This window comes from Arthrobacter sp. 10T44 (genome assembly GCF_056393885.1).
On the sequence record NZ_JBFTGT010000001.1, the window covers coordinates 779,820 to 793,181 of the forward strand.

General features: G+C 65.9%; 13 protein-coding genes. 8 read left to right on the forward strand and 5 right to left on the reverse strand.

The genetic code is table 11. From position 1 onward, the window contains the following. The first annotated feature begins 7 nt into the window (after nt 1-7). From AC1DBL_RS03680 to AC1DBL_RS03700, 5 genes are all read left to right on the forward strand, one after another. Nucleotides 8-991 (forward strand): electron transfer flavoprotein subunit alpha/FixB family protein, encoded by a 984-nt coding sequence (locus AC1DBL_RS03680; RefSeq protein WP_441416701.1) that lies wholly within the window; start codon nt 8-10, stop codon nt 989-991. A 2-nt stretch (nt 992-993) separates the two neighbouring features. Next, the gene (locus tag AC1DBL_RS03685; RefSeq protein ID WP_476925493.1) at nt 994-2,652 is read left to right on the forward strand and encodes a cytochrome b/b6 domain-containing protein; all 1,659 of its coding nucleotides are present in this window, start codon (nt 994-996) and stop codon (nt 2,650-2,652) included. 762 nt (nt 2,653-3,414) lie between these two features. Further along, the gene (locus AC1DBL_RS03690) at nt 3,415-4,227 is read left to right on the forward strand and encodes an alpha/beta fold hydrolase (protein WP_441416699.1); all 813 of its coding nucleotides are present in this window, start codon (nt 3,415-3,417) and stop codon (nt 4,225-4,227) included. 109 nt (nt 4,228-4,336) lie between these two features. Further along, on the forward strand, nt 4,337-5,281 hold the full coding sequence (locus AC1DBL_RS03695; protein ID WP_441416698.1) for a hypothetical protein: 945 nt from the start codon (nt 4,337-4,339) through the stop codon (nt 5,279-5,281). 79 nt (nt 5,282-5,360) lie between these two features. After that, nucleotides 5,361-6,770 carry an MFS transporter gene (locus tag AC1DBL_RS03700; RefSeq protein WP_441416697.1) on the forward strand — a complete coding sequence of 470 codons (1,410 nt, stop codon included), beginning with the start codon at nt 5,361-5,363 and terminating at the stop codon, nt 6,768-6,770. Here AC1DBL_RS03700 and AC1DBL_RS03705 read toward each other — a convergent pair. Then, the gene (locus tag AC1DBL_RS03705; protein ID WP_441416696.1) at nt 6,767-7,114 is read right to left on the reverse strand and encodes a YqfO family protein; all 348 of its coding nucleotides are present in this window, start codon (nt 7,112-7,114) and stop codon (nt 6,767-6,769) included. The genes AC1DBL_RS03700 and AC1DBL_RS03705 overlap by 4 nt on opposite strands. Nucleotides 7,115-7,167: 53 nt before the next feature. Further along, nucleotides 7,168-7,509 (reverse strand): YciI family protein, encoded by a 342-nt coding sequence (locus AC1DBL_RS03710; protein ID WP_441416695.1) that lies wholly within the window; start codon nt 7,507-7,509, stop codon nt 7,168-7,170. A 342-nt stretch (nt 7,510-7,851) separates the two neighbouring features. Between AC1DBL_RS03710 and AC1DBL_RS03715 the strand changes: the two genes are divergently transcribed. Both AC1DBL_RS03715 and AC1DBL_RS03720 read left to right on the forward strand, forming a co-directional pair. Continuing rightward, on the forward strand, nt 7,852-8,409 hold the full coding sequence (locus AC1DBL_RS03715) for a hypothetical protein (RefSeq protein ID WP_476925494.1): 558 nt from the start codon (nt 7,852-7,854) through the stop codon (nt 8,407-8,409). A gap of 376 nt (nt 8,410-8,785) precedes the next feature. Further along, complete coding sequence (locus AC1DBL_RS03720) at nt 8,786-9,094, forward strand: hypothetical protein (RefSeq protein ID WP_441416693.1); 309 nt, start codon at nt 8,786-8,788, stop codon at nt 9,092-9,094. Nucleotides 9,095-9,513: 419 nt separating this feature from the next. Here AC1DBL_RS03720 and AC1DBL_RS03725 read toward each other — a convergent pair whose 3' ends face one another. Further along, entirely contained in the window at nt 9,514-10,332 is an 819-nt protein-coding gene (locus AC1DBL_RS03725; protein WP_441416691.1) for a hypothetical protein, read from the reverse strand. A gap of 566 nt (nt 10,333-10,898) precedes the next feature. On the opposite strand from AC1DBL_RS03725, the gene AC1DBL_RS03730 reads away from it, so the two are divergent. Next, nucleotides 10,899-11,510 carry a hypothetical protein gene (locus AC1DBL_RS03730; protein ID WP_476925495.1) on the forward strand — a complete coding sequence of 204 codons (612 nt, stop codon included), beginning with the start codon at nt 10,899-10,901 and terminating at the stop codon, nt 11,508-11,510. A gap of 199 nt (nt 11,511-11,709) precedes the next feature. On the opposite strand, the gene AC1DBL_RS03735 is transcribed toward AC1DBL_RS03730, so the two are convergent. Both AC1DBL_RS03735 and AC1DBL_RS03740 read right to left on the reverse strand, forming a co-directional pair. Further along, the gene (locus AC1DBL_RS03735) at nt 11,710-12,945 is read right to left on the reverse strand and encodes an RNA polymerase sigma factor (RefSeq protein ID WP_476925496.1); all 1,236 of its coding nucleotides are present in this window, start codon (nt 12,943-12,945) and stop codon (nt 11,710-11,712) included. Beyond that, entirely contained in the window at nt 12,942-13,265 is a 324-nt protein-coding gene (locus AC1DBL_RS03740) for a YciI family protein (protein WP_441416688.1), read from the reverse strand. Before AC1DBL_RS03740 ends, AC1DBL_RS03735 begins: the two co-directional genes overlap by 4 nt. Between the last annotated feature and the right edge of the window lie 97 nt (nt 13,266-13,362).

The following is a 13,362-nucleotide window of genomic DNA, read 5'->3' on the forward strand; positions in this document are numbered from 1 at the left end:
TAACGACATGACTGAATTCCCTCGTGACGCAATCCTCGTCGTCGTGGAAGCCCTGGCTTCCGGTGAACTTGAGAAGGCTGCGGCCGGGCTCTTCGGCGCTGCCGCCGCGGTGGGCACGCCGGTTGCCCTGGTGCTTGCCGAGCCCGGCGCCGGAACGGCCGCCGCCGCGGAGGCCGCGGACCTGGGGGCCGCCCGCGTGCTGATCGCAGAGTCTACGGATCCGTCCGCGCTGGGCGTGCCGGGCGTCGACGCGCTTGCCGCCGCGGCGGAGCAGGTGCAGCCGGACGCCATCCTGATTTCGCATTCCCTGAACGGACGGGACCTGGCCGGCCGGTACGCCGCCCGGTCACGGGCAGCGGTGTGCGTCGATGCCGTCGGTGTGTCCCGCGATGACGAGGGCGTGGTGGCACACCACTCCGTCTACGGCGGCGCCTACAACGTGACGTCGACGGCCACGTTTGGGGCGCCGGTCATCACGGTCCGCCAGGGCTCCATCGAAGCGCGTGCTGCGGCCCAGCCGCCGGCGTCGGAAACCCTGGCGGTGACGCCCTCCGGGAAGCCGGCAGCGCGGGTCGACTCCTTCGAGGAGGCCGTCGCCGCCACCTCGCGGCCGGAGCTGCGCGGTGCCGCGAAGGTTGTCGCCGGTGGCCGCGGCCTCGGGTCGGCCGAACAGTTCGCCCTCGTTGATCAGCTCGCCGATACGCTCGGCGCTGCCGTTGGTGCTTCGCGTGCCGCGGTGGACGCAGGCTTCGTTCCGCAATCGCAGCAGGTCGGGCAGACCGGGGTTTCGGTGTCCTCCCAGTTGTATATCGCGCTTGGTATTTCCGGCGCGATCCAGCACCGGGCCGGCATGCAGACCGCCAAGACGATCATCGCCATCAACAAGGACGCGGACGCGCCGATCTTCGAGATCGCCGACTTCGGCGTGGTGGGCGACGTGTTCAAGGTTGTCCCTCAGCTGATCAGCGCCCTTGAGGCCCGGAAGAAATAGCGATGGCAACTCATTCCGGGTCCATCCGACGGGGCCTTCCGCGCGTGCCGGGCGGCGAGCCCTGGCCGCCAGCAGGCCAAGCACCCGCGCGCCTGCTTTCCTCCGCGGCTGCTGCGCAGGAAACGGCACCAGATACGACGGCGCTGTCCGCTCCGGTGCCCGCAGTCAGCGCTCCTGCCGTGGACGTCCCGGCAGCAGCTGCGGGCGGGCGGCAGCTTCGCCGGGGCTTGCCGCGGGTGCCGGGCGGCGAGCCCTGGCCGCCCGCCGGCGAGGTCGCGGCACCGGTGGCATCCGTGTCAGAGGCTCCGGCCCCAGGCGGCGAGCCTGCGCCGACGCCGGCCGCGCCGGTCGCGCAAGCGAAGCTCGCCGCTGCGACCCCCCAAACGGAACCAACGGCGACGTCGTCGGCGGCTGCTCCGGTCACCGCACCAGCCGCGCAGACGACGGCGGCGGGGTCCACCCAGCTGCGCCGCGGGCTCCCCCGCGTCCCCGGCGGTGAACCGTGGCCTCCGGCAGGCCCCGCTCCGGCGCGTGCTGCAAGCCCCGCTCCTGTCGCTGCGGTGCAGGCGGCCCCGGAACCTGTTACCGCGGCTCCTGCCCCGGCTGCCGCCGTCGTCATCGCGGAGACCACTGCCCAAGCGGAGCCACCGGCGCCGCCGAACGAACCGGTCCCCGCATCCCCCGCGGCCGCGGCCGCTCCGGCACCCGTGGCAACGCCCGTCGTCGCCGTCGAAAAGCCCGCAAAGCCCGGAAGGCCGAAGGCCGCAGCAAAGCTCTACGGCTCCCGCACCCCGGCCCAGTGGGTCAAGCTCGCCGTCGTCGCCGTGGCCGCCGCCGCAGTTCTTGTCCTCGCCGCGCGCGGAGTGACCACGCTGCCGGGCGTGCCGGAGTTCCTCGAGAGGTACCCCGGCGAATATGGCCTGCCCGACACCGCCGAGACCGGCTTCCCGTGGTGGGCGCAGTGGACGCACTTCCTGAACATTTTCCTGATGGTGCTCATCATCCGCTCCGGCTACCAGGTGCGCACGCAGCAGAAACCGCCCGCGTTCTGGACCCCTAAGCGCGGTGGTAAGAAGATCAGCATCAACCTTTGGCTGCACCAGTCGCTCGACGTCATATGGCTGGCCAACGGGCTCATCTTCGCGGTGCTGCTGTTCGCCTCGGGCCGTTGGATGCGGATCGTCCCGACCAGCTGGGAGGTGTTCCCGAATGCGCTCTCTGCACTCCTGCAGTACATGACACTGGACTGGCCGGTCGAGAACGGCTGGGTGAACTACAACAGCCTGCAGCAGCTGATGTACTTCCTCGTGGTGTTCGTCGCGGCCCCGCTCGCGGCAATCACGGGGGCTCGCATGAGCGAGTTCTGGCCCAAGAACGCGACGACGCTGAACAAGGTCTACCCGGTGGAGGTGGCGCGCGCGCTCCACTTCCCGACAATGCTGTTTTTCGTGCTGTTCATCCTGGTCCACGTGTTCCTGGTGTTCGCGACCGGTGCGCTGCGCAACCTGAACCACATGTTCGCCGGCACCGACGAGATGAACTGGGTGGGGTTCTGGCTCTTCGCGGCCGCCATCGCCATCACCACGGCCGGGTGGTACGCCGCCCGGCCGCTCGTGCTTGCACCCCTCGCCAAGCTGTTCGGCAAGGTGAGCAGCCGGTAGGCGTCAAACGACGGTCTGCCTCGATCGCGAATCGCTATCGAGGCAGACCGTCGAGGCTGGAACTATCGGCCCTGTTCCCTGTTTGCGCTGGATTCCGGAGAACGGGGGCCGGCCGCCGTCCAGCCATTCTGATCATCGAATAGGGGGCGTCTGACGGCCAACAAATGTTGTGCCAGCGCCACATCCGGCTGGCCGGGATACGTTTCCACGAGTCCGCTGAGATGTTGTCTTTCGCGCTCACGCTCCGGGTCGGCGTCCGCCATCAATGCCCCAATGATGGTCATGGCCAGGCGTCGGATCTCCGGCATCCGCTTCTCGCCTGAAGCTCCGGTGGCCCTGTTGCCGTCGGGGCCGGAACACGAAATCCCGGGCCTGCCATGACTGCGTTCCGGAAGCGAAGACGGACTGGTTGGCATCTGGTGTCCCTTATTCCTGTTCCAGTAGAAGCTGGAACGGATCCACGGCCATACGCGCTCCTGGGAGCGGGTGCTCAACGCGGCGGACTCTATCATTATTGTACGCCCGTACCGCAAGGCCCCCGCTTGGGCGACCAGCCAAACCGTGCAGCAGCTCCCGCGTCTTGCCGTGACACAGCCTTCGCCGAGTTCGACGACGAATACCGGCCCATGCCCTCCATTCCGAAGGTGCCAACGTGGAAAGAGAGCCGCGCATCCTGGGTGGTGGACCGCGACATCTTTCCTCGGGTGTACTGGAACCTGATCCTGAAGGGACGCGCGTAGCCCCGCGCTCTACACTGGCTGGATGGAGGCTACGGTCCGCGGTGTTCCTGTGCATTACGTCGAGTCCGGCAGCGGTACGCCGGTTCTCGCATTGCACGGCGTTGGCGTGGACCACCGCGAAATGGCCCACGCCCTCGAACCGGTCTTCACTGCAGCTCCTGGGTTTCGGCGCCTGCACCCTGACCTGCCGGGGATGGGCCTCACGCCGGCGCCAGCGGCCCTCGCCAGCAACGATGATGTCCTGGACCTCCTGCTCGGCTTCATCGACAACACCATCGGGGCTGGACCTCTTCTTGTCATAGGCCACTCCTATGGCGGGTACCTAGCCCGTGCCGTTGCCCAGCACAGACCGGAGCAGGTGATCGGGCTGGCGCTGGTCTGCCCGATGGGGGCCCGCACCGGCAACGTGCCTGAACACAAGATCCTTGTGTCATCGGCCGGCCTTGGCGTCGAGCTCAGCCCGGAACTCGAGGCTTCCTACCGCGGCTACTTCGTGGTCCAGACGGCTGAAACGCTGCGCCGGTTCCGGGACGCCGTGGCCCCGGCGGCGCCGCTCGTTGACGAATCCGCCCTGACGCGGATTTTTTCGCGCTGGGAACTGCAGGAGCGCCCGCAGAGTGTGAAGACCTATCCGCATCCCGTCCTGATCCTGGCGGGACGGCAGGATTCCACCGCCGGTTACGCCGCCCCGGCCGATCTCGCGGGGCAGTACCCGCGCTGCACCCTGGCCGTCCTCGATCACGCCGGCCATGCATTGTTGCATGAGCAGCCCGCCCTGGCTCAAGCCCTGATCGTTGAATGGCTCGCGCGGGTGCGTGAGCACTCCGCGGCCTGATACGCCCCCTCTAGAGTCCACCCGGAGCCGGTTAATCCATTCGGTATAGTATTCCGATGGGCTGGCAGCTCTTGCACCGGTCCCCCTCACCCTCAGACCAAGGAGCCTCGTGGGCCCGCAAGCAACGGAACTGACGGTCTCCGACAACGGGCCGGGCCACGCCCCCGCCCGGGACGCAATGCAGGGCGGGCTGATCGGCATCCTGGCAGGGCTTCTCGGATTGGGCCCCTGGTTAATCACCGGGGCACAACTGCCCCTGCAGAACCTGTGGGCCGCCGACGTCGCTCCGGACCGGATGCCGGCGTCGCTTCTGCCGCTCAGCCAGTACAAGCTCACCACCATCGTCGCCCTCCTCACGGTAGGCGGCGCGGCGGCCGGACTCGCGGTGCGTCTCTGGTCCCCCGCCCGACGCCGACTGGCGACGTGGTGCGCGGCAGCCGGGGTTCTCGGTGTCCAGGTCACCGCGTCCGTCCAGTCCTTCACCGTGCTCGACGGCGGACTCGCGGGCGGAACGATGGCCCGCCTGTACTTCGCCGGCCTGCTGGCGGGCGTGGTCCTGTCCGTCGCGGCGGCCCTCGTCGCCCTCCTGCTGGTCTCGTCGACGTCGCGGGCCCCGGTCGCACTGGGCGTCGGACTCATGGCGGCGCCGTTTGCGTCGTGGCTGGTGGAGTGGGTTGCGGGCGTCGTCGGGCCCCTCAACATCCCGGCAGCCGTGCCGACGGCCGCTCGCTGGATTCCCGCCATCCTGGTCGGCTGCGCTTTGGCGTGGTGCGGCCTTCGCCCTGCGCGTCGTGCCGTGGTGTGGCTGGTGGACCTGGCCCTGTTGTGGGTGGTTCCGGCCCTGTTTATCTCCGTCAATTACGTGCTCGGAACGCGCGTGGCGGCGGGCGACCTGCAGGAGATGCTGTTGATGAGCCGGCAGATCCTGGCGGCCACCCTGGGACCCGCGGGCGGGGCAGGACCCCTCGTCCTGCTGGCCTTCGTCCTCGCCCTGGCAGGGCTGGGTGCCCGGACCGTCGCAGTTCGCCGTCGGCGGGCCCTGCCCGCCGACTGACCCGGCCGTAACAGCGCAGCCTGTATCCGCCGTGCCGCCGCTGTGTTCCTACCGGCCGGTCGTCATTACACTGGGACGCATGACCGAGCACGAACCGGTCCCGCCGCACACCGCTGTGGCCCCCGACGCCGTCGACGCCCCCTTGCGAAGTTCGAAGCAGCGCTCCCGCACCTTCTACGGGATCCTGCTGAACACCGGCCTGGCCAACATCACCACCAGTTACCTGTGGTTTGCGCTGACATTCTGGGTGTATTTGGGGACGCGCAACGTGATCGCCACCGGAGTAGTCGGCGGCGCGTACATGCTGCTGATCGCCCTTTCCAGCATCAGCTTCGGCACGTACGTCGACCGCTACCGCAAGCTGGCCGTCATGCGTTTTGCCGCCGCCTTCACCCTCGCGATGTTCGTGCTTTCGGGGGTGATGTTCCTGCTGACGCCCGCCGACTCGCTGCTGGACCTGACGCAGCCGTGGTTCTGGACATTCATGCTGATCGTCCTGCTCGGCGCCGTGGTGGAGAACATGCGCAACATCGCGCTCGCGGCCACGGTGACTATCCTGATCGACCCGGACCGGCGGGCCAACGCCAACGGGCTGGTCGGGATGGTGCAGGGGCTGATGTTCATCGTCACCTCGGTGTTTTCCGGTGTGTCGGTCGGGCTACTGGGCATGGGCTGGACGATTGTCGTGGCCGTGGTGCTCACCGCGCTGGCCTTCGCCCACGTGCTCACCCTGCGCATGCCCGAGGAGGTCCGCGCTGCCGCCACGGACGCGCAGGGCGGCTTTGACCTGCGGGGCTCCCTCGCCGCCGTCGCCGCCGTTGCCGGACTGTTCGCGCTGATTCTCTTCTCCACGTTCAACAATTTCATCGGCGGCGTCTACATGGCCTTGATGGACCCCTACGGCCTGGAAATGTTCCCGGTAGAACTGTGGGGCACGTTCCTGGCACTGGGTGCCACCGGCTTCATCGTAGGAGGGGCGCTGGTCAACAAATTCGGACTGGGATCCAACCCGTTGCGCACCATGCTCCTCGCAGTGATCCTGATGGGCCTCCTCGGCGCGGTCTTCACGCTCCGGGAGTGGGCCTGGCTGTACGTCGCCGGCATCTGGCTGTACCTGGTCCTGGTGCCTGTCGTCGAGGCCGCCGAGCAGACCGTCATCCAGCGGGTGGTGCCGCTGCAGCGGCAGGGGCGCGTGTTTGGATTTGCCATGGCCTTCGAATCCGCCGCCGCGCCGATCACAGCGTTCCTGATCGCGCCGATCGCCCAGGTCTGGATCATCCCGTACGCGCGGTCCGCTGAGGGGGCCGCCCAACTAGCCCCGCTGCTGGGAGAGGGGACATCCCGCGGTATCGCCCTGGTGTTCCTGATCTCAGGAATCATCCTTATTGCGGCCGCGCTGCTGGCCTTCCTGGCCCCGGTCTACCGCCGGGTCTCGGCGTCGTACGCGGGGACGGATGCCGGTGTATCGCCGTTGGTGGACGGCCGCTAGGACGCGGGACCGGTTCCGTCAGGCAGGCTGGCATCGATTGGAAAGGTCATGAAGGCCGGCGTCTCGTACGGGTGCGCGGACAGTGCCGCGCTGACGACGGCGTTCCGCCGGGACCGCGGATAAATGGCTTCGATCCGCGTTTCCGGGACTTCCTCAGGGGAACCGAGGGCGCCGATGGCCGGGGTCGCGCCCGGCAGCGGCGTGAAGCGCCCGGTCCCTTCGAGGCTGAACGAGCAGTGTGAGTAGTTGCCCAGCCTGCCCGCCCCGGCATCGCCAATGGCCTGCCGGACGGCGTGCGCAGCGTCGGTGGGGACGTAGATGACCAGGCAATCCATAGGCTCCATGGCTGAAAGTCTGGCACGGGGCCGCGTAGGCCGCGCGGATAAGGCTGGCGCCGTCAGCTGGCGGGGTCGTACTGGAAAGCCCGCACCTCCTGCGCGCAACGGCAGGAGGCCGCGATCTTCGCTGCCCACTCCAAGGCCGCCTGGTACGAGGGCAACTCCAGCACCGAATAGCCGCCTTCAAGCTGCGCCGTCTGCGGGTAGGTGCCCTCGCGCACGGTCCCGTCGCCGTCGACCATGACGGGCGGGATGCTCTCGTCGATGCCGCCGCCGAACACCCAGACGCCTGCGTCCTTCGCCTCCTGGACCACCGCGTGCGACGCATCCGCTACGGACTGTAGCTCTTCCTCGGGGAAAACCATGGCGGCACTCGGAAACGAGATCAGGTACTTGGTCATGGCGTCGACTCCTTCTTCGGGGGCGCTATCCGTCGGCTCGTCTGAGTGGCACCGCTCTGGCGCCTAGCCCGATTATGGCCCCGGCGCCCGCCGCGTGGTCAAGGTGGAGCCTCAAGACCGACCGCAGATCGCCTCCGAGGCGTGCAACGGATTGTGGCGCCAACTTCGTCCATTTCGAATTGAATGTGAAACGGAAGTCATTGCAATCTGTAGTCATTGGCAAAGGGAATAGAACCCGTTGCTCCATCACGGTTCCAAAACATAAATAGTGAAGAGGCTCTGTCCACTCTGGCGACCAGAGTTTCTTCATTTTTTGCCGGCGATCCACAAACGAAAGAGGACATGATGACAATCCACAACAACGGCCACCAACTGCACGTCAACGGCAGCTTTGAGATGGAATTCGTGGTTGCCGGCGAGGACGAACACGGTCTTCCGTTGCTCGAGGTAAACATGTATCCGGTCGTCGTTGCAGGGATGCTCGGTGACAACGTCGCCTTTGGGATGGACGGCAAGCACCTGGTGGCTGGACTGACGATTCCGCTTGAGGATACGGGGTTGAGCACCACGGACTTGGACTCGCTGCCGCTTCATGGCGGCTGGGCGACCATCTCCACCGCCCACGGCGAAGGCCTTCGCCCGCAGGATCTGGAGGAAACGTTCGGGCGTCGACCCGCCCTCGTTGTCCTCGAAGCGTTGGCAGACGCCCTGCTCTCCGAGAGTATCAACGTTGACATGAAGGGCAGTCCCTACCGATCGCTGGAACTGTCCGAAGACAACCGTTACGAGGAGGTTCTAGCCATGCACGGGAATTTGCGGAGCCGCATCGAAGCGGAAGAACAGGAACAGGTGACGCATGACGTCTTCAACGCCATGATGAGTCGAGAATTTTTCGCCTAGCGCGAAGCAGTCAAGGCAGCAGACCGCCCGCGTGCGGTCTTTTTTATGCCCGAATCGCATGGATATCGACATCACCGACACACGAAATCAGGAAGCGAATCAAATGAACCACCTTAGTGCCTCCAATATCCGCCCCAATCAGCAGTTTGAGGTACTGACCTCAGCGTCCAAAGCCTGCACCCCAACCCCTGCAGCCAGCTTCGAAGTTGCGGACGCGCGCCGCCCTTCGGCGACGGAGTCCGGTTGGCTGTCTCAAATTAGCGTGTGGCTGAGTACATTAAGGCCAGTCGAAGCCGCTGGCCTCTGTTGGTTCGGCCCCGGGCGATCTATCGCAACTGGACCGAGTCACCGCACCAGACGCAGTAGGCTCCGGTGCATGATTACTTTCGAACGAGCACGGCAGATCGCTCTCGAATCGATCGGTCCGACGTGGGTAACGGACGAATGCGGTGAATATGTCGTTGCCGACTACGGTTTCCAAGACGACCGCGCCTGGTGTCTCGTCGACGGTGGCCGCCGGCTCGTCTTTGACGGTGACTGCAGTTGCCAACTCATCGGCCGAGGCTCCACACTGGTCGACAAGCGAACTGGCGAAGTCACTTCCCTGAATTACCTCGAAGACCCGGAGCGGTTCGACGCCACGATTCAGGTCGGCCAGCATCCTCCCGAAGACTCTGTCGGCTAACAGAAGTCAGCGCCGTCGTCGCGGTGCGGAAAGGTGCTGGTGGGGCTGGCACGACGGCGTTGAAGCACAAGCTTCACGCCGCCGGTCCGCTTGCGGGTAAGCTACAGGACCCAAGATTCAACGCTTCCTAGGGACGTTCACGCGAACGTCATCGGCCTGGACCTCGTCGAGTTCCCACCTCTGGTACTTCGGGTGGTCGGGGTATTTCCAGCGAAGATAGTCCCTGACTACCTTTCCCGGTCGCTGCTCGTTGGTGTAGCCGAGTTCGCGAGCGAGTTCGGCAGGTTTATATGTAGCCACAGCATTGAGTGTAGGTTCTGAAGTGGCGGTCAAGATGGACGGCGAGTCGGCCAGCCTGAAGATTCCTTCGGAAGATCCCTCACCGGACATCGCCGGTGAACGCGTGGGAGCAGTTCCCTCTAAGCCTTGTCTTTGGCCCACCACAGGAACTCTGCAGCGTGCTGCTGGTGTCGGAATCCGTCGCCGAGCAGGGCAATCAGCAAGTCGTTGCTCCACAGGATGAGGCGTCCAATCGTCCAGTCCACCCTCTCGGGATCCGGCAGTTCGAGACCCCAGAGCGAGCGTGCAATCTCCCGCTTCCCGGCCACGCCGGTGTACATGAGAATCGTCAGGAACCGCTCTGGATCGACGACGCACAGCACCTTCGTCAGGAGCGACTCCTTGAAACCCTTCATCGCAGAGGGTGTGGTGCCCTTGATGAGAGCGGTGAGGCGGTCCTCCAGATCGACGGGCGATGTGCCACGAAGCAGATACTCGACTGCATTGCGGACCTGTGCCGCGCCGGCCTCAGCCCCCATATCGTTCCAGGCCTCATTGAAGACGGACATATTCCCTGGGTTGGCGCCCACGTTGGAGTTGGCGAACCCCTTGAGATCCAGAGGATCCGCTTTGGGCAGGCCCTGGGCGCTGAAGACCTGCTGGTACTTGGCCCAGTACGGGGCAACGTTGGGCTCCGGCTCGGGTTCCCTTTTCAGGAACTCCGCCTTGAGTTCGTTCGCCCGTGCGAACTTCTCGGGATCGACGTCCCCGGGCTTTGGGAAACGCTTCTTGATGTCCTCGAGGGTCGGCAGCGGGATCTTCTGCCGCTCCGGTTCCCCGCGGAGCCACTCGTGTCCGCAGTGTCCGCACTGGAGCTTGCGCTCGCTCCCAGTCAGCCGCTCGACCAGCACAACGTGTTCGTCGGTGTCGCAGATGGAACAATCGAGATCAATTGCCATGGGATCTACCTTCCGAACACTCTCAACATGGCCGCAGTTGGGCCACCCACACGGTAACAGCCCTAGCGGCCAAGCCGGCTCAGGACCCAAGCTGGTCCCGGCGGCGACGTAGGGTGGGGGCCTTGGCCGAGTTGCCCACCAGTTCGATGGCTTTCTCATACGCATCACGAGCCTCCCGGACGCGGCCAAGCCTCCGCAGCAGCTCGGCGCGGGTGGCCGGCGATGCCCGGCTCCAGCTCCCGCACGGGCGCTTGAGCTCAAAATTCGGTCCCCCGTAACGTCGTGTCGTGTGAGAGGCGTGACCTCTAGTGTCTGCCATAGTTGGGCCATGACAACACCAGAGCTCCCTGGGGCGGGCTCACAGCAGTCTTCGCCCCACCAGTCACAACAAACACTTCTTACGGAGCCCGGTGGGGCACCAGCGCAGATGCTCCCAGGTCAGCCGACGAAGCCGAAAAAGCCGTTGAACGTCGTCGGTCTCATCGCTCTTATTGCAGCCGTTATCGGCTTCATCTTCGCCTGCATCCCTGGCGCTCTCATCGTGGGATGGATCCTTCTGCCGATCGATGGGCATTGCCGCGTTGATCGCCTCGATCGTGGGAACCATCGTTGGGTTCGCTGTGTTCTTTTCTGTCGTAACCACTTCGGTCCACAACGCCATTGGCAGCGGGGACACCAAAGTCGTCACGCCGTCCAACCAAGCAGGCGCCAACAGTGGAGCAGCACAGGAGACGTCGGCTGCCGATACTGGAACCCGCGAGAATCCATACCCTATCGGCTCGGTTATCGAATCAAAAGACTGGCGCATCGTCATCAACTCGGTCACCCTTAACGCTTCTAAGGCCGTTATCGCGGCCAACCAATTCAATGACCCGCCGGCAAAGGGTTCGGAGTACATGATGGTGAACTACTCCGCGACTTATGTCGGCGACGACGCCGACGGGCAGATGCCTGCCTTCATCTCAGTCGATTACGTCACAGCTGATGGGACGACTGTGGACGGACTCCGCAGCATTGCCGTCCCGCCGAAACCCATCAACACCACGAGCACGCTCTACAAGAACGCCACCGCAACTGGCAACAAGGCCTTCGAAGTGCCGAGCGCAACGGCAGGCAAAGGTGTCCTCGCCGTCCGGCCCGGCATGCTCGCCGACAAGGTCTTCGTAGCCGTCAAATAGGACATTCAGAGGAAAAGTACAAAGCCCCCGGCGGTTCGCCGGGGGCTTTGTCGTGCCAGGGGACCGCATAGTCCCGTTTGCGATCATCGGTTCTTCGATCTAGAGATCACTTGGCCCGAGCACCAGGTTGCCCGTGCCATTCAGCAGCCGAAAGCCCTTCGGAGATCGAACTAGCGAAAACCGAGCGCCCCCGCTTGGTTCACGACCCCAGCTGGTCCCGGCGGCGCCGTAGTGTCGCAGCCTCGGCCGAGTTGCCGGCCAGTTCGATGGCTTTCTCGTACGCCGCCCGCGCCTCCAGGGCGCGGCCCAGCCTCCGCAGCAGCTCCGCGCGGGTGGCGTGGTATGCGTGATACCCGGCCAGGTCGGATTCAAGTCGGTCGACGGCGGCCAAGGCCACCTGCGGCCCGTCCAGTTCCCCCACCGCGACGGCGCGGTTGAGCGCGACGATCGGCGACGGGTCGATGGCCACCAGCTGGTCGTAGAGCGCGACGATCTGTGACCAGTCGGTGTCACGGAAGTCGCGGGCAGAGGTGTGAACGGCGTTGATCGCCGCGAGCAGCTGGTACGGCCCCGGCGCAGCCCCGGACGCCAGGCGCTCCCGCACCAGGCGGTGGCCTTCGGCGATCAGCGCCGCGTCCCAGGTTCCCCGGGCCTGCTCGTCAAGGGTCACCAGCTCGCCGCCTGCCGAGACCCGGGCAGCGCTGCGAGCCTCGGTCAGGAGCATCAGGGCCAGCAGCCCGGCCACCTCGCCGTCGTCGGGCATCAGGCCGCGGAGCAGGCGGGTGAGCCGGATGGCCTCGGCGGTCAGCTCGGAGCGGACGGGGTCGGTGTCGGGTCCCGTCGCCAGATAGCCCTCGTTGAAGACCAGGTAGAGCACGGCGAGCACGCCGGAGACACGCCCCGGCAGGTCCTCGGCGGCCGGCACGCGATACGGGATCCGCGCGGCCTTGATCTTGGCCTTGGCGCGGGTGATCCGCTGCCCCATGGCGCTCTCCTGCACCAGGAAGGCCCGGGCGATCTCCGGCACGGTAAGCCCGCCCACCATCCGCAGGGTCAGGGCCACGCGGGCCGGCAGGGCTAGGGCCGGGTGGCAGCAGGTGAAGATTAGCCGGAGCCGGTCGTCGTCGATGGCGGAGGGAGGTTCGGGAGGGTCGTCGTCGAACACCAACTGGGCCTCCTGGTGTTTGCCGTCGCGTTTGTTCTCGCGCCGGAGCCGGTCGATGGCCTTGCGCTTGGCCGTGGTGGTCAGCCAGGCGCCGGGGTTGGCGGGGACGCCGTCGGACGGCCACCGCTCAACGGCAGTGGCAAACGCCTCGGCCGCCGACTCCTCTGCGAGGTCGAGGTCGCCGAAGCGGCGGGTCAGGGCGGCTACCACCCGGGCCCAGTTCTCCCGGTAGGCCTGGCTGACGGCGCCGCCGATGTCGGCTCCGTTCACAGGAACGGCCGCACCTCGATTTTCCGGTTGCAGGCCTTCGATCCCTCGGCGGCGAGCTTCAGGGCGACGTCGAGATCGGGAGCCTCAATGATCCAGAACCCGGCGAGGTACTCCTTCGACTCCACGAAGGGCCCGTCGGTCATCACCGCGTCCCCGCTGCGGTTGTCTATGACGGTCGCCGTGTCCGGGAATCCGAGGCCGCCGGCGAAGACCCAGTGCCCGTCGGCCTGGAGCTGGTCGTTGAACTCGTCAATGGTCGCCATCTCCTCCGACGGCGCGAGCTCAAGCTTGTCGTTGATCACGGACAGCAAATACTGCATTTTGAGTCATCTCCTGCGGTTTGGGGCACCCCTTCTGGACGCCCGCTCACCCTTACTACGAACAACTCTGCCGCTATTCGACAGGAAATGGCAGCAG

Coding starts and splice junctions, on each gene's coding strand:
- AC1DBL_RS03680 (WP_441416701.1), top strand. CDS start 8: ATGACTGAATTCCCTCGTGACGCAATCCTCGTCGTCGTGGAAGCCCTG.
- AC1DBL_RS03685 (WP_476925493.1), top strand. CDS start 994: ATGGCAACTCATTCCGGGTCCATCCGACGGGGCCTTCCGCGCGTGCCG.
- AC1DBL_RS03690 (WP_441416699.1), top strand. CDS start 3,415: ATGGAGGCTACGGTCCGCGGTGTTCCTGTGCATTACGTCGAGTCCGGC.
- AC1DBL_RS03700 (WP_441416697.1), top strand. CDS start 5,361: ATGACCGAGCACGAACCGGTCCCGCCGCACACCGCTGTGGCCCCCGAC.
- AC1DBL_RS03705 (WP_441416696.1), bottom strand. CDS start 7,114: ATGGAGCCTATGGATTGCCTGGTCATCTACGTCCCCACCGACGCTGCG.
- AC1DBL_RS03710 (WP_441416695.1), bottom strand. CDS start 7,509: ATGACCAAGTACCTGATCTCGTTTCCGAGTGCCGCCATGGTTTTCCCC.
- AC1DBL_RS03715 (WP_476925494.1), top strand. CDS start 7,852: ATGATGACAATCCACAACAACGGCCACCAACTGCACGTCAACGGCAGC.
- AC1DBL_RS03720 (WP_441416693.1), top strand. CDS start 8,786: ATGATTACTTTCGAACGAGCACGGCAGATCGCTCTCGAATCGATCGGT.
- AC1DBL_RS03725 (WP_441416691.1), bottom strand. CDS start 10,332: ATGGCAATTGATCTCGATTGTTCCATCTGCGACACCGACGAACACGTT.
- AC1DBL_RS03730 (WP_476925495.1), top strand. CDS start 10,899: ATGGGCATTGCCGCGTTGATCGCCTCGATCGTGGGAACCATCGTTGGG.
- AC1DBL_RS03740 (WP_441416688.1), bottom strand. CDS start 13,265: ATGCAGTATTTGCTGTCCGTGATCAACGACAAGCTTGAGCTCGCGCCG.